The organism is Chloroflexus sp. (assembly GCF_034432675.1).
In the GTDB taxonomy this organism is placed as follows: Bacteria; Chloroflexota; Chloroflexia; order Chloroflexales; family Chloroflexaceae; genus Chloroflexus.
This window is the reverse complement of record NZ_DAOUBI010000103.1, coordinates 1-22235: the sequence shown is the minus strand read 5'-3', so window position 1 is coordinate 22235 and position 22235 is coordinate 1. Positions and strand designations below refer to the sequence as shown.

Sequence of the window (22235 nt, the reverse complement as noted above, 5' to 3'; positions counted from 1 at the left end):
CCTTACGTCACTACCGCGGTGCGGGTCGTTGAGCGCGACGGGGGAGGGGTGGAACACGGATGGACGCGGGTGAGGCGGATGCACGCGGATAGATCGTCGCCCAAGGTGCCACCTTATACCACCACAGCGATACGGCGAATGGGCATACCAGATGGGCGTGACGTAGTGCGTTTACGGAACTGGCTGCGACCCAAATGATTCATACCGGTCAGGTACGCTGCACAATGTTGTACGCAGCGTCGTGCTGTTCATCATTGCAGGTAGTCTTTCGTGGCTTGCTCACAGCGTAGGTGGCAGCTTAGGTTATGTTATTATCCACGAGGCGTGTTAGGTAGCGGATCGTGGGGCGAGGTTCTATTCCCGTTCACCAGTAATTCCCGCCAGAGGTGTGCACGTATTACCCAAAACATGGGTCGGGTGTGATTGACCTGACGCAGGGGATCGTGGCTGTCGCCCCTGCCGATGCGTTCGTGGCACAGCTCACCCTCGCCAGTGCCGTCAATTCTGCTATGAATACTCACACCCTGGTCAGCCCGGCGTCATTGGGCTATAGGGTAGTTCAGAGCGGGTAGAGTACGGGAACAGCATATGCGCTACTCTCATCCGGACAGAACAGGGCATGACGTTATGGGTATAGCGAGATGATAGGAAACGATGATCAAGCGGCGTGATGAACCAATTTCCAAACAGTCTCCACAGTGAGTTACTGGTCTGCAATTGTGCCCCTCTTTACAAATTGCTGCTAACCTCATATAATTGTGGCAAGGTATGTGGTGGATTGCACCGCCTGCCTGACTTCAACTGAGAGATGTGCTCTCAGTTATTCTTTTTATATTGAGGGTTTTCCGACCGTCCGGTTGGGCGGTGCGGGCAGCGTAGAGGCAGTAGTGATGACAGAGAAGCCAACGTATCTGACTCGCGAAGGTCGCGCCCGTTTGGAGGCAGAGCTTGAGTATCTAACCACGGTTGAGCGTAAGCAGATTGCCGAACGGATCGCAGCGGCCAAAGAATTGGGCGATATTTCCGAGAGCGGTGAATATGAGGATGCCAAAAAGGCACAGGCGCTCCTTGAAGGTCGTATTCGCGAGCTGAAGCACTTGCTCTCACGCGCTGAAGTCATTGATGAGGATCAGGCCAGCAATGGCGAAGTACGAGTTGGTTCATCTGTGACCGTGCGTTTTGAAGACGATGGCTCAGAAGAGACCTGGACGATTGTTGGTAGTGCGGAAGCCAATCCGCGCCAGGGCCGTATCTCAAATGAGTCACCGCTCGGTGCTGCACTGCTCGGCAAGCGCGCACGTAATAAGGTGACCGTTCACACACCTTCCGGCGTCATGAAATTAACCATTCTCAAAGTGCGTTAGTAATTTAATGATTGTGGACGGGTGAACCACCTTTGTCAGCGACAACTGTCTGGTTGTTGCTGATTACCTGGTACTGATTGTTGCTTGGAGAGGGCGTCGGGAAACCGATGCCCTGTTGTCTTTTTTCCGGTATAATGGGAAGAGCTGTGCCGGTGCTTTCTATATCTCTGGCTTGATATTATTGTGAAAACATACTATGGAATTGAATGATTTACAGGCCCAACGTGCGGCAAAGCTGGCCGAATTGCGTGCTGCCGGTCTCGATCCATACCCACCTCGCTGTTACCGCAGCCATACCATTGCCGAAGCGCTGGCTGTGTTTGATAATCTGGCCGCCCAGTCCACCACACTGACTCTGACCGGACGCATCATCGGTGCGCGCCGCATTATGGGCAAGATTGCGTTTGCCCATATAGAAGATGGAACGGGTGAGATTCAGCTCTGGCTGAGTCGGGCCGATATAGGTGATGAATGGTTCGAGCGTTTTCGCGATCAGCTCGACACATTCGATATTGTCCAGGCGAGTGGTGTATTACGTTGCACCAAGACCGGTGAACGATCGCTCTTTGTGCGTGAGCTGGCAATACTGGCCAAGGCGATTAATCCGCCCCCTGAAAAATGGTCCGGTCTGCAAGATGTGGAAGAGCGCCATCGCCAGCGTTATCTCGACCTGATCGTTAATCGCGACCGCCGCGAGATTTTCCGGGCGCGGGCCCGTGTCATCAGCACGATGCGGCGCGTCCTGGATGAACGAGGCTTTCTTGAAGTTGAGACCCCGGTGTTGCAACCACTCTACGGTGGGGCCGCCGCACGTCCCTTTATCACTTATCACAATGCGCTGGGCCAGAATCTCTATTTGCGGATCGCCACCGAACTCTACCTCAAGCGCCTGATTGTTGGCGGCTTTCCCGGTGTGTACGAAATCGGGAAGAACTTTCGCAATGAAGGGGTTGATCGCTCACACAATCCAGAGTTCACCATGATGGAATGTTATCAGGCGTATGCCGATTATTACGCTATGATGACTCTGGTGGAAGAGATGCTGAGCGAGATTTGTCTGGCTGTCCACGGCACCACAACGATCACCTATCAGGGCCGTGAACTTGATTTTCGTCCACCCTGGCCGCGCATTGCGATGGCAACAGCGATTGCCGACCGCACCGGTATCGACATTACCCAGATCACCGATCTGGATGCCTTACAAGAAGCTATCAGCGCACGTGGATTGCGGGTTGAACGCAAGGCGTCGTGGGCCAAGCAGGTTGACGAACTCTTCTCGGAGTTTGTACAACCTCATCTGTTCCGACCAACCTTCATCATTGATTATCCGGTGGCGATGTCACCGCTGGCGAAGCGGATTCCCAATCGGCCTGATTTTACCGAGCGCTTCGAGGCCTTCATCGCCGGTATGGAGATTGGCAATGCTTTCACCGAGTTGAATGATCCATTCGACCAGGAAGAACGTTTCCGTGAACAGTTATACGCCTTCGCTGCCGGTGATGAAGAGGCGCACCAGATGGACGAAGATTTTATCAATGCGCTCCGTTACGGTATGCCACCAACCGGTGGTCTCGGTGTCGGTATCGACCGCCTGGTGATGGTCTTGACCGATCAGTCTAACATTCGCGAAGTGATTCTCTTCCCGCATTTGCGGGAACGGTCTGATGAGTAGCGAGCGGTGCAGGCAATCTATCGCCGGAAAGGAGGAGCGTATGCCCCGCTCATTTACGGTTGAGCGTGAGAGTTTGCCTGCGGTTGTGCAACGCTGGATTGAAGCGATTGGTCTCGGCGAAGAAGAGCTGGTTGAACTGGTCTTCACCGAACGAGAACTGCTCATTCGCCGGCCTATGAGTCCCCATCTGCGGGCATGGGCTGAAGCAATGTGTGATCAGTATGATCGAGCGTTTCGGCAGATTGTCGGGATATAGACGCGAGATGGTGTGATGTTTGACGAGGAAGCGACCGACATCGTCTATCTGTCACTGGATGATGTGCTTGATCTGCATACCCTGGTCATAGAGCGCTACGGCGGACTGCTCGGCATTAAAAGCCAGGATCGGTTGCAGATGGTCTTGCAGGCACCACGCCAAATTCTCTTTGAAACCGAGCTGTATCCCGATCTGTGCAGTAAAGCCGCTGTCTTCACCTTTTTGCTCGTGAAGCATCATCCCTTCAATTCGGCTAACGAGGCGACTGCATTTGCCTGCCTGCTCCGCTTTCTTGCGATCAATGGAGCCTGTTTACGACCGGAAGTTGGACCTGATGAGATTGCCTGGGTGTTTCGGGCATTGAGCCACGGTGATATGGATCGGGAAGAGCTTGAGCGCTGGTTGCGCGAAAATGTAGGAATATTGCCATGAAGCGGGTGCTTATCAACGGCGCAAAAGGAATGTTAAGTACGCAGGCCGCCCAGGTGTTGAGCCAGCATCACGAGGTTATCGTCCTGGGACAACAACCACCAACAGCTCCTATCGGCAAAGCCGACTGGCTGGTAGCCCGACTTGATCGTCATCAGTTGCTTGAGTTATTGCGCCATGAGCAGATAGACACCGTCGTTCATTGCGATCTGTTGGGGTTCGATGAACCACTGCCTGACCACGAAACGACGGTTCAGCACAATGTCATTGGCACGATGGAGTTGCTCGGTGCCTGTCGTGCTGCCGGCATACGCCATGTTGTGTTACGCAGTCATGGCTGGATCTATGGCGCCAGTCCGTTGAATCCGTTGTTGATCAGCGAAGAGCGTCCGATCAAGACGCAGCATAGCTGGGGCCTCCTGCATACTCTGGGTGAAGTGGAGCAGGTGGTGGCCGATTTCGCTTCCCGCCACCCTCAAATTACAGTGACGGTGTTGCGCTATGCACCGCTGCTTGACCAGGATAGCCCGCTGATGCGCTATCTGCGCGCACCAGCCCCCCAGATGTTGTTCGGCTTCGACCCAATGATCCAGTTACTCCACATCACCGATGCTGCTCAGGCAGTGTTGGCGGCGGTGCAGCAACCGATTGGCGGTGCGTTCAATCTCGCTCCAGCGCAATCGATGCCACTGAGCCAGGTCATTCGCCGGCTGGGACATCAGCCGGTACCGGTATTAGGCCCTCTCTTCGACAACCAGCCGCCGACAGGATGGCCCTTCGACGTTGATTTCTTGCGCTACCGTTGTACTATCGATCCTGAGCGTGCCTGTCGCTTGCTAGGATGGTCGGCCCACTACGATATGGCAACGGCTCTCGACTCACTGAAGCCGTTGTCGCCAGAAGAGGAGCGTGTTACGGCTGCCCGCGCCCTCGATGAATTTTTCAATCGCAGGAGAATGCACGATGAACGACGAGCCGGTTGATCCACTGACCAGTGATACAGAGGTTCAGCATCCCCGGCGGCGCCGGACAAAGGCGGTGAGCATTGAGACAACCTCAGAGACGCCGACAACCGCTGCTCCCAATCACGTTGATGGAGCTGTCGAGCCGACACCAGCTCTCGATTCGCCGCAACCTTCACCGTCGCTAACGAGCTGGGACGAGCCGTCAGCATTCGGTCGTTCGGCTGAACAGCTTTTCGAGGTGGAGATTGATATTCGTCAGCAGAGTGAGCAACAACCTGCCCCCCAGGCTGCGCTCGGTCAGTTCGCTGCTGGTGTCATTCGGCTCATTGGTGAAAATCTGCAACGCATGACCAACGAGCAGGTCGAGCGCATGAATAGCATGCTGCAAGGTGTTGATCTGCGTGACTATCTCGATCCTGATTTCTGGAAGGGGGTCGGGATGATCTTGCAGTATCAAATCAATGAACAGGCATCCTTTATTCAACGCCGCCTGCGTGGTGAATACAGTACCGATCCGTTTGGGATGGATCGGGAGATTATCGAGATTGCCCGTCCATTTCTCTCGTTTATGTATAGTACGTGGTGGCGGGTGACTGCCACCGGTCTCGAACACGTACCTGTCAGTGGGCGGGCTTTGCTGGTGGCAAATCACAGCGGCGTACTACCGTGGGACGGGGCGATGATTGCTACGGCAGTTTTCAATGAACACCCGGCCCAGAATGAACGAATTGTGCGCTCGCTGCATTTACACTGGTTCAGCACCTTACCGATCATCGCCCCAACCCTGGCTGCGCTAGGGCAGGTGCCCGGTATTCCGGAAAACGCGATCCGGTTACTTGAACAGGATGAGCTGGTATGTGTTTTTCCTGAAGGTTTGAAAGGGGTTGGCAAACTCTTCAAGGATCGCTACAAGCTGGCCCGTTTTGGACGCGGTGGGTTTGTCCAGGCTGCCTTACGGACACGTTCGCCAATTATACCGGTGGCTGTGGTAGGGGCGGAAGAGATTTATCCGATGCTGGCGAACGCTGAGGGTATCGCTAAATTGTTCGGTTTTCCCTATTTTCCGCTCACGCCCTTCTTTCCTTGGTTGGGTCTGCTCGGTGTCATTCCACTTCCGACACGCTGGAGTATTACGTTCTGTCCGCCGATTGCCACCGATGAGTACGACGCCGATGCGGCTGATGATCCGATCACGGTGCTGGCACTGTCCGAGCAAGTGCGTGAGACGATCCAGGAAGTTATTAACCAGAAGCTGGCCGAGCGCACGTCGGTGTTTTAGCGGTGCGGGTGCAAGGCGTGCGGCTTCTGTGGAAGCTATCTAATCACGTGCTGGATCGGGCACCTTCCCCACGAGTAGAGTGTGCATTGTGTCGTTTGGAGTGCGGAAGCCAAGTTTCCGCACTCATCGTTTTGCCTGCCGGTCAGGTGTTGCGCCGATCAATCTGCTGATCACAGATACGATGTGCGACCCTTCATCTGGTGATACCATCTCTTGCGCAACGATATGCATCGTTCCGACGTCATCACCGTGCTGGAGCATCGAAGACACGCCTTTTCCGGCTCGTTCTGTCGTCCCTTGCACATGAATGCTATGCATTCCCCACATGTCGCGCTGCGTCAGACCGGACTGCAAGCACTCCCCGTGGTGCGGGCTTCCAGCTCGCGTGCAGGCATCTCCACTACCGCCGTCAGGTGCTGGTCGTGACCGCTGGTGCGCAGGCACAAATCTATTGCAACATACCCGTCTACGCGCAGGGATCGCATGCATGCCTGACCGACTCGATGACCGTCACGAATACATCCACCATCCTCGTGACCAGCAGGGTCAACAGTATGCCACGCGCCGGATGGTGAGCACGGCTGGCGCGGCAGCATGGCTGCCGCACTCCAAACTACGCGACACGCACATGATGCGCATGTAAGGCAACCCATTCAGCACGTGATAGTACGGCTGGAGCGGCGCACTGCCACCAAGCCAGTCGCTCAAAACAACACCAATAGCGATCATCCCCGCTGATACGCACGTGGTTGATACCAGTTATGGGTAATGTATAGACGAAACTCGCCCCTACGGAACCCACCCCCACGGACGATGACGTGCCCGTTCACATTACCATTCGAGGAATGCGGCGAACGGGTACGTCTTGGATCGCGGGCTATGCATTGGACTGTATCAGGTTTGATATAACTCTGTCTCTCTCGGCAATGAATCTTGCTGAGAACGCATTCGACATTCATGACGCCAGGTGTGGTATGAATCCTGTAGGATAACGTTCTGTAACTAGATGGGAAATCGATGCCACGTATCTTGATGATCTTGATGAGTATTCTCTGGATGACGGCGTGTTCCAGTATCCCGGAACGTATCGCTAGCGATTCGCCCGCACCGCCTGCTGCGCCAATCGTGACGCCGGCTACCACCGCATCTCCTCTCCCGGAGCCATCAGCCACACCACCCGCCGCTACGCTACCGCCAATTCCTGCACCGACGCCTGCGCCAACCTCACCGGTGGTCGTGGTTGATCCCACTATGTTCAGCTATGCTCTGGAACAGGTTGCTGATGGTTTTTCACGACCGACCCATATCACGCATGCTGGCGATGGCAGTGGCCGCCTCTTTGTGGTCGAACAGGCCGGTCGCATCTGGGTCTTGCGAAACGGCGCGAAGGTGTCAACGCCGTTTCTCGATATTCGCGAACAGGTTGGCTCGCGTGGCAATGAACAGGGCTTGCTGAGTGTCGCGTTTCACCCTCAATTTGCCGGGAACGGACGTTTCTTTGTGAACTATACCAACACCAACGGTGACACGGTTGTTGCCGAGTATCGCGCCGATCCTAGCTCGGATCAGGCCGATCCGGCCAGTGCTCGTGAGCTGTTGCGGATTGAGCAGCCGGCAGCCAACCATAATGGCGGGTTATTACTATTTGGCAATGACGGCTATCTCTACATCGGTACCGGTGACGGCGGTGGTGCCGGCGATCCACTCGATGCCGGGCAACGGCTGGATACGTTACTCGGTAAGTTGTTGCGGATCGACATTGATAACGGGCAGCCGTATGCAATCCCAGCCGATAATCCCTTCGTGAATACAGCCGATGCATTGCCAGAGATTTGGGCTTACGGCTTACGCAATCCCTGGCGCTTCACCTTCGATCCGGTTACGAACCTGATCTTCATTGCGGATGTTGGTCAGAATGAACAGGAGGAGATCAATGTTGCCTCCGCAGCGACAGGCGGTCTCAACTATGGCTGGCGTCTGATGGAAGGCGACCAGTGTTACCGACCGGCAAGCTGTGATTCGACCGGACTGGTCTTACCGGTCGCGGTTTATCCACACGATAGCGCGAGTGGTGGTTGTTCAGTCACCGGTGGTGACGTGTATCGCGGGGTTCAGCAACTGGCATTACACGGTGTCTACTTCTACGCCGATTTCTGTACCGGCAATCTATGGGCGCTGTGGGCAAATGGTGAGACCTGGCAACACGCACTGATTGCCCGGCTACCGATCCAAACCACGTCGTTCGGTCTAGATGAGCAAGGGGAGGTGTATCTGCTGGATCGGGCAGGTGGGGTGTATCGGCTGGTGATGAGATGAGTCGATCCTGGATGGCAATAAGGCGCTTAAAGCATTACCAGGAGGCTCAGGTCGATCATACCTATCGCTACCGGAACAGCATATCAGCTTTGGTATGGTAAAGGGGTTGCCAGGCATTGTCTGAACTATCGGGCATACAAGAGGTGGGTGACAGGCCGGCCACCCCTTCGGCTTTGCCAATGAAGACATTCTCCTCAATAGGCGAGATGCCCGGTTTCTCTGTGTTCTGGCCTCTGAGCGGTCAGAAGCGAACAGGTCATCGTTGATGAACACATCACAACATCCCACCACTCCACTGTAACATTCTCACGTACAAAACTCTCTATAATGAATAGCAACAGCGGCACTGTGCCTGCTGTGCAGTATGTGATACACATTGTGGGCAGCGCAATGACGATTGAAGACCTGCGCGCTATTCCGTTATTTGCCACGCTCGATGAGGCAACTCTGGCCGATACTGCCCGTCGTGTGCAGATATGTCATTATCGCCCCGGTCAGCATATCATCTATGAAGACCAGCCGGCACACGCGATCTTCTTTGTGGTGCGCGGTCGGGTCAGACTCTCACGCACGGCACCTGATGGTCGCGAACAGGTGCTGGCAATGGTTGGGCCGGGAGAATATTTTAACGCGGTGCCGATCTTCGATGCCGGGTTAAGTCCGGCTACTGCCCGGGCGATGAGTCAGGTTACCTGTTTACTGCTGGTACGCGATGATTTGCTGGCGCTCATTCGGAAACACCCCGATCTGGCGCTGGCAGCGCTCGCTGATCTGGCCGGTCAGTTGCGCAAGCTGGTTACCCTGGTCGAGGATTTGGCCTTTCGTTCGGTACGTGCCCGTCTGGCTCGTCTATTGCTGGCCGAGGCAGCCGAAGGCACTGCTGAAGTCACACAGCAGGAATTGGCCGAACGTACCGGTACCGTGCGCGAGATTGCCGGACGAGCACTACGACGGATGGCCGAAGAACGTCTGGTCAAGTTAGAGCGTGGCCGGGTGGTTGTGCTGGATCGAGTGCGGCTGGCGAAGGTGGCCGAAGAGTAGGGAGAAGTTATCTCGGAGCAGTGAAGTGATGTGACAGGCATTACACCTCTCGCGAGTTTCGCGAGCGTTTGTACGATAATGGCATTCGGTCACGCTTCTATAGCAGTGTGGGAGCCGTCTGCCACAAGTTGCATAGACACGGACTACTCTTCCTCTATGATCGTGGTGATGAATGAGTCTGGTTCAGCGGCTGTAATTTCGCATTCCAGGTGTGGTATGCGGCATATGTGCGGGTGTGTATTCAGCAGAGCAGGCTAATGAGATACGTTCTAATCCGGTACCAGCCCGATGTTCTAAAAACACGGCACGCTGCCCACAATGGCGCAGCGTGCCGTCTTGCAGAGAGATTCAGACCAGATCAACGGATAATGACTACTGGAAGATCGCCGCAACGGTTTTGTACATGTCGGACAGTGAGCCGCCAATCGCACTGATTGCCAATACACAAACTAGAGCAATTAATGTAATAATTAACCCGTACTCGGCTAGCCCCTGTCCGCGCTCGCGGTGCAGCCGTAATGTGTGTACGAGACGCAGTAAGTATGTAACGACCATCTGCTTTCACCTCCTTTCTGAACAGATTGATGGTTCCACTGTATCCTGAATGTGAGCAACATGCAATCAGAATCAGGTACTATTACGCTATAGTACCTGGGCAATACAAGGTACATGCTGAATACCAATGACGGCTCTGCGCGTATCTTTATCGTTGTGAGCACAACCGGGTATGCAATATTAGCAAAGGAGCATATCTATGACAACGTCATGGCGGGTGCCGTTCGGCGATTTACGACGCAGTCATCAGGCACTCACCGCAGACCTGATCGCTGCTGCCGGTCGTGTGATTGAGAGCGGCTGGTATATTTTGGGTCATGAAGTTGCTACATTCGAGCAGGAGTTTGCCACTTTTTGTGGTGCTCGCCATTGTGTTAGTGTGGCCAGTGGTGCCGAAGCGTTGTACCTGGCACTGGCGGCTGCCGGGATCGGCCCTGGTGATGAAGTGATTACCGTCGCGAATGCGTGCATGTACGATGTTGCTGCTATTCTTCAGGCTGGTGCACGTCCGGTACTGGTTGATGTTGATGCCGCTACGCAGAATATTGATCCGGCGGCAGTGGCGGCGGCTATCACTCCGCGCACGAAAGCAGTGATTCCGGTACACCTGTTCGGGCGGCTGGCCGATATGGCGGCTATTACGGCATTGGCCGAACGGCACGGTCTCGTCGTCATTGAAGATGCAGCGCAGGCGCATGGTGCCTGGCGTACCGGTGCTGATGGACAACCACGGATGGCCGGGCAATGGGGTAATCTGGCAGCGTTTAGCTTCTACCCCAGCAAGAATCTGGGTGCGCTTGGTGATGGTGGTGCGGTAGTAACCAACGATGATCTGCTGGCGGCCAAACTTCGTCGGCTGCGCATGTATGGCTGGGAACGCAAATACTACACGAGCGAAGTGGGTGGGCGAAATTCGCGTCTCGACGAGCTACAGGCAGCTCTCCTGCGTGTCAAGCTCCCGCATCTTGCCGCCGCCAATGCGGCCCGTCGTGAACGGGCAGCCTGGTACGCGACTGCATTGGCCGACCTGCCGCTTGGGCTACCGGTTGACGAGCCGGGTCATGTGTATCATCTCTACGTGGCAACGTTGCCCGATCGGGCCAGCCGTGATCGGTTACGTGACCATCTCCTTGCCAACGGCATTGGTTGTGATATTCATTATCCGGTACCAACCCATCTACAACCGGCCTACACCGATCTTGGCTATCATCCAGGAAGCCTGCCGGTGACCGAAGATCTGGCCGGACGCATTTTATCGCTGCCAATGTGCCCGGAATTGACATATGAAGAGATTATGTTGGTTGCCGAGACGATTCGAGCGGGTGGGATATGGTAAATCTACAAACGTTTGCCGGGGCACGGGTGTTAATCACCGGTGGCCTGGGTTTTATCGGCTCAAATCTGGCCCATCGTCTGGTTGAACTGGGCGCGAACGTCACTCTGGTCGATTCGCTGATCCCAGAGTACGGGGGGAATCTCTACAACATCGCCGGAATCGAAGATCGGGTGCGCGTGAATATTGCCGATGTGCGTGATGAATACTCGATGAACTATCTGGTCCAGGGGCAGGATGTGCTCTTTAACCTGGCCGGCCAGACCAGCCATCTCGATTCGATGCGCAATCCGTATATCGATCTCGACATCAATTGCCGGGCACAGCTCTCTATTCTCGAAGCGTGCCGTAAACACAATCCAAACATCACTATCGTGTATGCCTCAACCCGCCAGATTTACGGTAAGCCCGATTACCTGCCGGTAGATGAACGACATCTTTTGCATCCGGTTGATGTGAATGGCATCAATAAAATGGCCGGCGAATGGTATCACATTCTCTACAACAATGTCTATGGCATTCGGGCATGCGCGTTACGCCTGACCAACACCTACGGTCCACGGATGCGGGTGAAAGATGCGCGCCAGACCTTCCTCGGTGTCTGGATTAGGAATGTTATCGAAGGGAAGCCAATCCAGGTGTGGGGTGATGGTCGTCAGTTGCGTGATTTTACTTACATCGACGATTGCGTTGATGCACTCTTGCTGGCAGCGTTGCATCCGGCTGCCAGTGGACAAATTTTTAATGTAGGTGGGCTTGAAGTCATCAATCTACGTGACCTGGCCGCGCTGACGGTTGAGGTGGCCGGCGGGGGCAGCTTTGAGATCATTCCCTATCCAGCCGACCGCAAGCCGATTGATATTGGTGATTACTATGCCGATGATCGGCGGGTCCGCACCACGTTGGGCTGGCAGCCGCGAATTAACCTCCGCACCGGTCTGGCTCGTACTATTGCTTTCTACCGTGAGCATCGCCACCACTATTGGGACGCACAGGTAGAAGGAGTTTAATTAGGTATCGGTACAATTTTCATCAAACCTTCACGATGACAGTTAAAATACAGGCTGAAAAGCAACGAAGGAGCACATCATCTATGCGCGTGTTAATTACCGGCGGAGCAGGATTTCTCGGTTCACACCTCTGTGATCGTTTTCTCGCCGAAGGTCATACGGTGATCGCAATGGATAATCTGATCACCGGCAATACTGACAACATCGCTCATCTAGCCGGACACCCTCGCTTCCTCTTCATTCACCACGATGTCACCAACTACATCTACATTGAAGGCCCGCTTGACGCCGTTTTACATTTTGCGTCACCAGCTTCGCCAATCGATTACCTTGAGCTACCGATCCAGACCCTCAAAGTAGGTGCTCTCGGTACACACAAGGCGCTTGGTCTGGCGCGGGCAAAAGGTGCTCGCTTTCTACTCGCTTCAACCTCAGAAGTGTACGGCGACCCACAGGTGCATCCGCAACCCGAAAGTTATTATGGGCACGTGAATCCGGTCGGACCGCGCGGCGTCTACGATGAGGCCAAGCGTTTCGCCGAGGCGATGACGATGGCCTATCATACGTATCACGGGGTTGAGACCCGCATTGTCCGCATTTTCAACACCTATGGCCCGCGTATGCGGTTGCGTGACGGGCGGGTCGTGCCCAACTTTATTTCACAGGCACTGCGCGGTGAGCCGCTTACCATCTACGGTGATGGCAGCCAGACCCGTTCGTTCCAATACGTTTCTGATCTGGTTGAAGGTGTGTACCGATTGTTCTTCAGTGATGAAGTCGAACCGGTCAATATCGGTAATCCGGGTGAGTTTACGATAGCCGAGTTTGCCCAGATTGTGAATGAGATCACGGGCAACAAGGCTGGAGTCGTTTACCGCAATTTGCGCACGAAAGACGACCCTCAAGTGCGGCAACCGGACATTACCAAAGCGCACCGAATTCTCAATTGGGAACCGAAAGTGACGTTGCGTGAAGGCTTAGAGCAGACAATACCCTGGTTTCGGCAAGAACTGCAACGACGTGGTGAATTGTAAGCACAAGGAGGCAATGCGAATCGTATGAAGGCGGTTATTCTGGCTGGTGGCTACGGCACACGGATCAGCGAAGAGAGTACTATTCGCCCGAAACCGATGGTCGAAATTGGCAATCGACCAATTCTCTGGCACATTATGAAGGTCTATTCCGCTCACGGGATCAACGAATTCATCATCTGTTGCGGCTACAAGGGGCACATGATCAAAGAGTATTTTGCCAACTACTATTTGCATCATGCCGACGTGACCTTTGATATGCGTGAGAATCGCATGACTGTACATCACACGGCTATTGAACCGTGGCAGGTAACCCTGATTGATACCGGGGAGAAGACGATGACGGGCGGGCGGATTAAACGCATCCAACCATACGTTGGTGACGAAACCTTCTGCCTGACGTATGGTGATGGCGTGAGCGATGTGGACATTCGGGCGTTGATTGCCTATCATCGTGAGCAACGGGTGACCGTAACGCTGACCGCTGTGCAACCGCCGGGCCGTTTTGGCGCCTTCACGCTGGCCGAAGACCAGAGCCTGATTGCAAGCTTCAAAGAGAAGCCAAGCGGTGATGGTGCTTACATTAATGGTGGCTTTTTCGTGGTAGAACCGGCAGTCTTTAATCTCATCGCTGGTGACGATACCGTCTGGGAACGCGAGCCACTCGAACAGTTAGCTCTAAGCGGCCAACTGGCAGCCTATCGCCACCATGGGTTCTGGCAGCCAATGGATACCCTGCGCGACAAGAATTATCTGGAAGAACTTTGGCAAAGTGGTAAGGCACCATGGAAGATTTGGGTGTAAGCAGGGGGAGAGCTATGAAAGTCCTTTTAACCGGCAGTGGTGGCTACATTGGGATCGTTACCGCTCCTTACCTAATCGAGCGTGGCCATGAGGTCGTTGGGGTTGATACCGGCTACTACGAAAGCGGCTGGCTCTTCCACAGTGGTCAACGGCAACCGGCGCTTATCGTACAGGATATTCGCCGTCTGACCGTGAGTGATCTGGTTGGGTTTGATGCTGTAGTACATATGGCCGAGTTATCGAATGATCCGCTCGGCCAGCTCAACCGTGAACTGACGTTTCAAATCAATCATCAGGGGAGCGTCAAACTGGCGCAAGCGGCAAAGGCCGCGGGTATCACCCGTTTTGTGTACATGTCGTCGTGTTCGGTCTACGGCATTGGTGAAGAGGGTGAGATCAAAACCGAGGAATCGCCGGTCAATCCCCAAACCGCCTATGCCGAGTGTAAGGTACTGGTTGAGCATGACCTGGCGCGACTTGCCGACGACTCCTTCTCGCCGGTCTTTTTGCGCAACGCAACTGCGTTTGGGCCATCACCACGTCAGCGTTTCGATGTAGTGCTCAATAACCTGGCCGGCCTGGCCTGGACAACCGGTAAAATTGCGATGGTGAGCGATGGTACACCGTGGCGACCGCTGGTACACATCCTTGATATTGCCCAGGCGGTGGCCTGTGCCCTGGAAGCACCCCGCGAAGCGATTCACAACCAGGTTTTCAATGTTGGCGATAGCCGGTATAATTACCGTGTGCGCGAAATTGCCGAAATTGTCGCCGAAGTCTTCCCCGGCTGTGAGCTGACGTTCGGTCGGAACGATGGCGATAATCGGAGCTACCGGGTTGATTTTAGCAAAATTGCGACGCGCCTCCCCGGTTTCGCTTGCCGGTATGATGCGGTTGCTGGTGCCCGGCAACTCCGCGATATTTTTGAGCGAATCGGTATGACACGCGAAATTTTTGAGGCACCGCCGTATACACGGCTTAAAATGTTGCGTCATTTGATCGCAACTCGTCAGCTTGACGCCGAACTGTTCTGGAGGAGCTGATAACCATGCGCTTCATTCCTACCGAATTGAAAGATGCCCACATTATCGAGTTGGAGCCACGCGAAGACAATCGTGGTTTCTTCGCCCGAGTTTGGGCGAAAGACGAATTTGCTGAGCACGGTCTGGTTGATCGGGTGGTGCAGATGAACCTCTCCTACAACCGGGTAGCCGGTACGCTGCGTGGTATGCACTTTCAGCATGCACCTTACGCCGAGACCAAGCTGGTGCGCTGTATCCGTGGTGCGATCTACGATGTGATCATCGACTTGCGCCCTGACTCACCGACATACAAGCGGTGGATTGGCGTAAAATTGACTGCTGCGAATCGGCTGGCATTGTATGTCCCGGAAGGCTTTGCGCACGGCTTCCAGACTCTTGAGGATGATACGGAAGTGTTCTACCAGGTTTCACAGTACTATACACCCAGCGCCGAAGGTGGTGTGCGCTACGATGATCCAGCGTTCGGTATCGAGTGGCCGTTGCCGGTAACCGAGATGAGCGAGAAGGATAAGCGCTGGCCGTTGTTTACCGGTTAGTAAACGGAAATGAGATACCTCGTGGCTGTTTCCAACTGCGAATATCGCTGAGGTCTATTTAGAGCCTATCCGAAACGTGGGGCGAGATGGCATCTCGCCCTACGGAAAGTGCCTCAGAAGCGATGTTTCGGATGGCTTCTTAAAAGAGACGGGCAAAGGTATAGCCTTTGCCCATCTGACCAGGCACAACCGTCCAACCGCTTTCAGCTTATTGCCTGAAGCAGCAGCACGATGATTATTATTATTGCCTCTTTTCCCAACACCTTTTAGCGGAGAAACCTATGATCCTTGTCGATACCGCACTCCAACGCGCTGAAGCCGAGAACCGCCCGATTCGGGTGGGAATGGTAGGGGCCGGCTTCATGGCGCGGGGTATTGCCCTTCAGATCATTCGCTACACTCGTGGTATGCGGTTAGTAGCAATCGCCAACCGCACGCTTGAGCGGGCAGTACAGGCGTATACTGAAGCCGATGTGCCGCATGATTCGATTCAATACGTTGACTCACCGGCAACCTTGGCGGCAGCTCTCGCGGCCGGTGCCCCGGCTGTGACCGATGATGCTCTCATGCTCTGCTCTGCCGAAGGTATTGATGTTGTGATCGAAGTGACCGGTGCAGTTGAATTCGGTGCGCAGGTTGCTCTCATGGCCATGCGTCACGGCAAACACGTCGTGACCATGAATGCTGAACTTGATGGTACGCTCGGCGCAATTTTGCAGGTCTACGCTCGGCGCCACGGTGTAATCTTTACGCTGTCGGACGGTGATCAGCCGGGAGTGACCATGAACCTCTACCGTTTCGCGTGCGGGCTAGGGGTGAAGCCGGTGTTGTGCGGGAATATCAAAGGGTTGCACGATCCCTATCGCAATCCGACCACCCAGGCCAACTTTGCCCGCCAATGGGGGCAAAATCCGTATATGGTGACCAGCTTTGCCGATGGAACGAAAATTTCATTTGAGCAGGCTGTGGTTGCGAACGCGACTGGTATGCGGGTTGCTAAACGGGGCATGTTCGGCCCAACCGTTCCATCCGGTACACCGCTGGTCGATGTGGTTCACGACCTGTATCCACTTGAGGCTGTGCTTGAAGGGCCAGGTATTGTTGATTACGTGGTTGGTGCCACACCCGGTCCCGGTGTCTTCGTACTCGGCACGCACGACCATCCGCGGATGCAGCATTATCTTAATCTGTATAAACTGGGCAAGGGGCCACTGTATCTCTTCTACACGCCGTATCACCTGTGCCACTTTGAAGTTCCCAACTCGGTGGCGCGGGCAGCCCTGTTTGGTGATACTGTCCTGGCCGCGGCTGGTCGGCCTATGGTTGAAGTGATTACGGCAGCCAAGATCGATCTGCATGCCGGCCAGACCCTGGATGGATTAGGTGGCTACATGACGTATGGGTTGGCCGAAAATGCCGATGTGGTACAGGCCGAGCGGTTGTTGCCGATTGGTCTGGCGGAAGGGTGTACCCTGTTGCGTGATATTCCCAAAGATGGGATTATTTCGTATGCCGATGTGCAGCTGCCAGCAAATCGGCTGAGTGATCAGTTGCGCGCCGAACAGGATGCCTTATTCTGGGCAGAAAACCGCTGATCTGTTCTGGACATCGACACGCAGAGTGTGGCAAATGATTTTACCTGGCAGGCCATATCGTGCAGAAGCCATATTCCACACGCCGGAGAGCAATGATCTGATCGTAGATGATGGCGTGGTGGGGACCGATCGCATGCTCTTCGCCTCTTATACAACCTCTGGGGGCGATGCAGGCTTCCCTCTCCGTATCCATGACGTTTGTCCCGGGTGTTAACCGGTCATCGCACCACCTTATCACCCTCAACAACCGGTACAGCAGACACCCGATGCCGCAGCACCCATTTGGCCAGCTCTAACATCGGGACAATGCTCAAAGCAACACCACCGATGATCAACCAATCGATAAGCGAGAGTGGAAATGTGCCAAATGGTTCGTGCAAGAATGGCAGATAGACCACACCCAGCAGTAAGACAAGCTCCCAGAGAATGGCCAGATTGAGCCAGCGATTGGCAAAGGGACGATGGAAGACTGAAAGATGATCTGAGCGGAAGTTATATGCCTTGAAGAACTGTATCAACACAAGTGCGACGAAGGTCATCGTCATCGCTTCCACGAGACCGCGCCCACTCTGCAAGGCCCAGACGAAGAGGCTGATATTAACCAGTGCAGACCACAAACCGCCGATCAGCATCAATCCAACGACCGGACGGGTAAAGATGCCTCGGCGTGGATCACGCGGCGGTTGGCGCATTAAATCATTATCGGGTGGATCAACCGCTAATGCCAGGGCCGGCAGGCCATCGGTAGCAAGATTGACGTAGAGGATTTGTACTGCTGTCAGGGGAAGGGGTAATCCGGCGAAGGTGGCTCCGGCCATCAGCGTAATTTCGCCGATATTCGACGAGAGCAGATACATCAGGTACTTCTTGATATTGCCAAAAATGCGTCGTCCTTCTTCTACAGCGGCAACAATCGAAGCAAAATTGTCATCGGTGATGGTCATGGCCGCTGCCTCTTTGGTGACATCGGTACCGGTAATCCCCATGGCGATGCCGATGTCGGCCTTCTTCAGCGCAGGTGCATCGTTCACGCCGTCGCCGGTCATTGCGACCACATACCCCTTTTGTTGCAGGGTCGTCACAACGCGCAGTTTGTGCACCGGCGCGACGCGGGCATAGACATCGATACTCTCAACAGTATGTGCAAACTCTTCGTCGCTCAACGTATCGAGTTCGACACCAGTTATCACGAGTCCGTGAGTGAGCAGACCCAGTTCACGCGCAATAGCAGCAGCAGTTAACGGATGATCGCCGGTAATCATGACTACCCGAATACCGGCTTGTTGGCAGGTTTGAATAGCCGCTTTGGCTTCGGGACGGGGTGGGTCGATCATGCCGACCAGACCGAGCAGAGTCAGATCATGTCCGGCGTCGGCTACATCTGCTGTAGCTTTGGTGGCAACTGCTAGCACACGCAAGGCACTGCCGGCCATGGTCTGCGCAGCCTGTAATACGGTATCGCGATCTTCAGGCTGCAACGGGGCAATGCCGTTGGGGGTTAGCCAATGGCTACAGGCACTGACAATCACCTCTGGGGCCCCTTTAGCGTAAGCGACTCTGGTGCCCTCAACTTCATGGAGGGTAATCATCCGTTTCGTCTCCGACGAAAATGGGATTTCGGCAATGCGCGGTGCCCGGCTTACGACCTCTTCAACCACCAGGCCAGCCTTCATGGCAGCGACAACCAATGCTGCTTCGGTTGGATCACCCTGCGCATGCCAGCGTTGTTCGCGGTAGACGATGCGGGCATCGGATGCTAGCACCGCACCTTCGAGTAGTCGACGCACAGCTTCATCGGCAGGTACTGTCCGATCATAGCACCGAAACTCGCCCATCGGCTCATACCCTGAACCGGTAATGTCCCACCAGCAGCCGGCAACAAAGAGCTGGCGCGCCGTCATCTCGTCTTTGGTCAGGGTGCCGGTCTTATCGGTACAAATGACCGAAGTGCTGCCGAGGGTTTCGACCGCTGGCAATCGGCGCATTAACGCATTGCGCTTCACCATACGCTGAACGCCAATGGCTAGCGAGATGGTCACTACTGCCGGTAATGCTTCAGGGACGACCGCAACGGCGAGTGCAATCCCGAAGATGATCATCTCGACCAGCGGTTGGCCGCGCCAAAAGCCGAGCAACGTAATCACAGCAACAATCACCAGGGCTGATCGAGCCAGGATATGTCCAACTCGGTCGAGATTGTCCTGGAGGGGTGTACGTCCAGTCTCTATCGTTTGCAGCATTGCCGCAATAACGCCGAACTCGGTCTGCATACCGGTTGCTACGACCACACCCCGCCCACGACCGTAACTGATCGATGTTCCGGCATAGACCATATTTTTGCGTTCGGCAACCGGGGCGTCAACGGGTAACGTGATGACGGCAGTCTTCTCAACCGGAACCGACTCACCGGTGAGCGTAGCTTCTTCTACTTGTAGATTCAGCGCTTCAAGCAAACGCAGATCGGCGGGGACGCGATCCCCGGCGCGTAATAGCACAATATCGCCGGGCACCAGCGTGTGTGCCGGGACGGTCTGCTCGATACCATTGCGCAGCACAGTTGCATTGGGTGCGGCCATATGGCGAAGGGCTTCAATCGCCCGTTCGGCGCGATATTCCTGGATGAAACCGAGCAATACGGAAAAGAGCACAATAACGATAATGGCAATCGACTCAATGCCATGGCCGAGCAACAATGATAGCCCGGTAGCGATCAGGAGGATCATGATCAAAACATTTCTAAATTGATTGAGGAAGATTGTCCAGAGCGAAATACGGGTTGACGCTTGTAACTCGTTTGGCCCATATGTAACCAATCGTTGTACCGCATCGTTCTCAGTCAGGCCGGTTGGCGAACTGTTCAGATGGGTAAAAACGGTACTCAGGTCAAGAGAATGCCAGGGCGCGTGTGCCGTATCGTGCCGAGAGGTCGTAGTTGCCATGGAGATTGCTCCTTGCCCATTGATATTGAGGAAGACTGCGATGGGCGCACACGATCGTTAATGCGAAGTCGATGATTGATTAGTAGTGGATTTGGTAGGGTCTACCACCCTCTCTCTTCCTTTTGAGCATAGCAGATTGTTGCTTGAGATACAACAACCTTACGAAGGAATTCAACAACTGCACAGCGGAGATCGGAAACGGCGGATGTATGAGGTATGAAAATGAAGTTATGTTGAAATTCCTGTCTATCCATTTGGCGTAGAGAGTGACATACTCTCTATCGTGCAGTAATATGAACACGTGCAGTTTTAGTTATAATTAACATAACACGATAGTTTGATTACTCCGAAACGAGTGATTGCCACACTGCTTTTGTGGCGCCAGAGCAGGATACATCGTGTGGCTTGTTGAAGACCAAGCAAGGAAGCTTGATGGTACTAACAACACTAACAACAAGGATGTTTGCGATTTTATGAAAGGAGCTGACGGTGATTCGGGTCTTCATTGTTGATGATCACCCTATCGTGCGCGAAGGTCTGCGTAGCCTCATAAGCCATCAGCCCGATATGATACTTGTTGGGGAAGCCAATGATGGTGATAAGGCGATCTCATTGGCGACAACATTGAACCCCGATGTGCTGGTGATTGATCTTCGCATGCCTGGGCTGGATGGGCTCGGGATCTTACGGAAAATACAAACCCTCACACCAGTACCATCTTGTCTGGTGCTTTCCAATTACAACGAGCCTAACTACGTTATTGCAGCAATCGAAGCCGGTGCACGCGGCTTCCTTCTCAAGCATAGTGCCTATACGACGATTCTTGACGCAATTCGGGCCATCACACGTGGTGAATATGTCATCTCTCCAAATTTGGTTGGTGTATTGTTTACAAACGTGGCCGAATTCCAACGGGAGCGGTTGCGGCAAGTATTAGCCAATGATGAGAGTGCACTGCACATACTGAAGGCGCTGGCCGATGGAGCTACTACGATTGAAATTGGGGCAATGCTGCATATGAGCGAAGTGACTGTCAAGCGTCGTATTCAAGAACTGATTAAACTTCTTGGTGTGCGAAACCGGACGCAATTGGTGGCAGAGGCTGTTCGTCGTGGTTGGGTTTGAGGGGGTTCTCCGCGCAGACTTTTCCTCTCTTCGCCATTCCTAAGCCTACTTTTGCGATGGCAGCTACTACCCAGATAGGTTTAGGGATAGGTCAGCAGTGTCTGCGCTGCTGAAGTATGAAGGTGCTGTGATGAGCGGTTGAGAAGCTGAACCTATCAACTAATAACCATTGGTGTTAGTTGTTAGAGAGAAAACTCAGCGATGCTCATTTTGTAAGGAACGGCATCAGGGTGAACTGAGTGAACCAAATCCGTGAGCAGGTTAAACATTGCGGACACATCAGCCAGACGGATTTAAATGGACTGAGTCAGCCGCTATCGGATTCGTTTCCGGTCACACATCACGGTAACCAACGCCAAAGCGGTTGCAACTTGTACTCACGACTGGTACACCTAACGCCAGTGCTTCACACATCACGGTAACCAACGCCAAAGCGGTTGCAACCCACATGCGTGCATGCCAGGTTCCTTGCTTGCCAATCGTCATGGTGCCTGGAACACCATCTTGGTTGCGAAACCCATAGTCTGCCCGCACGATGGTTTTGCCAATGACCGGCTTTCCGAGCGGATTGAAGCGGTTAGCGTCCACATTGATGGTATCCCCGTCCCAAGCGACCAGCCGGCCCCCGTCATTCAACAGCCAACCAAACTTGATGCCAACGCTCCAGCGACCGTTGTCTCAGCCTGTTTTACCCACTTGCTGAGGACTGCGGCCTTGTCGCGTGGGAACAATCAGGTCACTCGGCTAGCTATCAATGAGGGTGAAGAACGTTGGATCGGCCAGAAGCAATTGCCACTAATCTTGATGCGTTTTGAGCAAGCGTTGTAATCTGGTTCGCTTCGGCAAAGTGCCATCACCAAACCAAGCGCCATCATCGCGTTGCAGCCAGCGCTAGAAGGTGCGCAAGCAGCCACCTTTGTGAGCAAACAGGATGCCAATCGT

General features: G+C 54.3%; 20 protein-coding genes. 18 read left to right on the top strand and 2 right to left on the bottom strand.

The window, feature by feature from the left end; genetic code table 11:
* Positions 1–890 precede the first annotated feature (890 nt).
* From greA to VAE55_RS07610, 9 genes are all read left to right on the top strand, one after another.
* The gene (greA, locus tag VAE55_RS07650; protein ID WP_322815198.1) at positions 891–1364 is read left to right on the top strand and encodes a transcription elongation factor GreA; all 474 of its coding nucleotides are present in this window, start codon (positions 891–893) and stop codon (positions 1362–1364) included.
* A 196-nt stretch (positions 1365–1560) separates the two neighbouring features.
* Entirely contained in the window at positions 1561–3036 is a 1476-nt protein-coding gene (gene lysS / locus VAE55_RS07645; RefSeq protein WP_322815197.1) for a lysine--tRNA ligase, read from the top strand.
* 40 nt (positions 3037–3076) lie between these two features.
* On the top strand, positions 3077–3292 hold the full coding sequence (locus tag VAE55_RS07640; RefSeq protein ID WP_012257110.1) for a hypothetical protein: 216 nt from the start codon (positions 3077–3079) through the stop codon (positions 3290–3292).
* 15 nt (positions 3293–3307) lie between these two features.
* Positions 3308–3724: a type II toxin-antitoxin system death-on-curing family toxin gene (locus VAE55_RS07635; RefSeq protein WP_012257109.1), complete on the top strand. Its 417-nt coding sequence runs from the start codon at positions 3308–3310 to the stop codon at positions 3722–3724.
* The gene (locus tag VAE55_RS07630; RefSeq protein ID WP_322815196.1) at positions 3721–4704 is read left to right on the top strand and encodes an NAD-dependent epimerase/dehydratase family protein; all 984 of its coding nucleotides are present in this window, start codon (positions 3721–3723) and stop codon (positions 4702–4704) included. The genes VAE55_RS07635 and VAE55_RS07630 overlap by 4 nt, the downstream gene beginning before the upstream one ends.
* Positions 4685–5965, top strand: coding sequence for a lysophospholipid acyltransferase family protein (locus VAE55_RS07625; RefSeq protein ID WP_322815195.1), 1281 nt, complete (start codon positions 4685–4687; stop codon positions 5963–5965). Before VAE55_RS07630 ends, VAE55_RS07625 begins: the two co-directional genes overlap by 20 nt.
* Before the next feature lie 487 nt (positions 5966–6452).
* The gene (locus VAE55_RS07620) at positions 6453–6608 is read left to right on the top strand and encodes a hypothetical protein (protein ID WP_322815194.1); all 156 of its coding nucleotides are present in this window, start codon (positions 6453–6455) and stop codon (positions 6606–6608) included.
* A 374-nt stretch (positions 6609–6982) separates the two neighbouring features.
* Entirely contained in the window at positions 6983–8281 is a 1299-nt protein-coding gene (locus VAE55_RS07615; RefSeq protein ID WP_322815193.1) for a PQQ-dependent sugar dehydrogenase, read from the top strand.
* A 390-nt stretch (positions 8282–8671) separates the two neighbouring features.
* On the top strand, positions 8672–9322 hold the full coding sequence (locus VAE55_RS07610) for a Crp/Fnr family transcriptional regulator (RefSeq protein ID WP_416181176.1): 651 nt from the start codon (positions 8672–8674) through the stop codon (positions 9320–9322).
* Between the two features lie 372 nt (positions 9323–9694).
* On the opposite strand, the gene VAE55_RS07605 is transcribed toward VAE55_RS07610, so the two are convergent.
* A complete protein-coding gene (locus VAE55_RS07605; RefSeq protein WP_322815191.1) occupies positions 9695–9877 on the bottom strand; it encodes a hypothetical protein in 183 nt (60 codons plus the stop codon).
* A gap of 199 nt (positions 9878–10076) precedes the next feature.
* On the opposite strand from VAE55_RS07605, the gene VAE55_RS07600 reads away from it, so the two are divergent.
* The 7 genes from VAE55_RS07600 (at position 10077) to VAE55_RS07570 (ending at position 17229) form a co-directional block, all read left to right on the top strand.
* A complete protein-coding gene (locus VAE55_RS07600; RefSeq protein WP_322815190.1) occupies positions 10077–11213 on the top strand; it encodes a DegT/DnrJ/EryC1/StrS family aminotransferase in 1137 nt (378 codons plus the stop codon).
* On the top strand, positions 11207–12220 hold the full coding sequence (locus VAE55_RS07595; protein ID WP_322815189.1) for an NAD-dependent epimerase/dehydratase family protein: 1014 nt from the start codon (positions 11207–11209) through the stop codon (positions 12218–12220). Before VAE55_RS07600 ends, VAE55_RS07595 begins: the two co-directional genes overlap by 7 nt.
* 83 nt (positions 12221–12303) lie before the next feature.
* Positions 12304–13254, top strand: a complete 951-nt coding sequence (locus tag VAE55_RS07590) for a UDP-glucuronic acid decarboxylase family protein (RefSeq protein WP_322815188.1) — start codon at positions 12304–12306, stop codon at positions 13252–13254.
* Positions 13255–13278: 24 nt separating this feature from the next.
* Positions 13279–14055 (top strand): glucose-1-phosphate cytidylyltransferase, encoded by a 777-nt coding sequence (gene rfbF, locus VAE55_RS07585; RefSeq protein WP_322815187.1) that lies wholly within the window; start codon positions 13279–13281, stop codon positions 14053–14055.
* Between the two features lie 14 nt (positions 14056–14069).
* Positions 14070–15098, top strand: a complete 1029-nt coding sequence (locus VAE55_RS07580) for an SDR family oxidoreductase (protein ID WP_322815186.1) — start codon at positions 14070–14072, stop codon at positions 15096–15098.
* A gap of 5 nt (positions 15099–15103) precedes the next feature.
* Positions 15104–15634: a dTDP-4-dehydrorhamnose 3,5-epimerase gene (gene rfbC, locus VAE55_RS07575; protein WP_012257099.1), complete on the top strand. Its 531-nt coding sequence runs from the start codon at positions 15104–15106 to the stop codon at positions 15632–15634.
* 281 nt (positions 15635–15915) lie between these two features.
* Complete coding sequence (locus tag VAE55_RS07570; RefSeq protein WP_322815185.1) at positions 15916–17229, top strand: NAD(P)H-dependent oxidoreductase; 1314 nt, start codon at positions 15916–15918, stop codon at positions 17227–17229.
* A gap of 218 nt (positions 17230–17447) precedes the next feature.
* Here the strand turns inward: VAE55_RS07570 and VAE55_RS07565 are convergent, their stop codons facing one another.
* Positions 17448–20168: a cation-translocating P-type ATPase gene (locus VAE55_RS07565; RefSeq protein ID WP_322815184.1), complete on the bottom strand. Its 2721-nt coding sequence runs from the start codon at positions 20166–20168 to the stop codon at positions 17448–17450.
* A 489-nt stretch (positions 20169–20657) separates the two neighbouring features.
* On the opposite strand from VAE55_RS07565, the gene VAE55_RS07560 reads away from it, so the two are divergent.
* Positions 20658–21293 (top strand): response regulator transcription factor, encoded by a 636-nt coding sequence (locus tag VAE55_RS07560; RefSeq protein ID WP_322815183.1) that lies wholly within the window; start codon positions 20658–20660, stop codon positions 21291–21293.
* Between the two features lie 504 nt (positions 21294–21797).
* Entirely contained in the window at positions 21798–22121 is a 324-nt protein-coding gene (locus tag VAE55_RS07555; RefSeq protein WP_322815182.1) for a hypothetical protein, read from the top strand.
* The last annotated feature ends 114 nt before the right edge of the window (positions 22122–22235 follow it).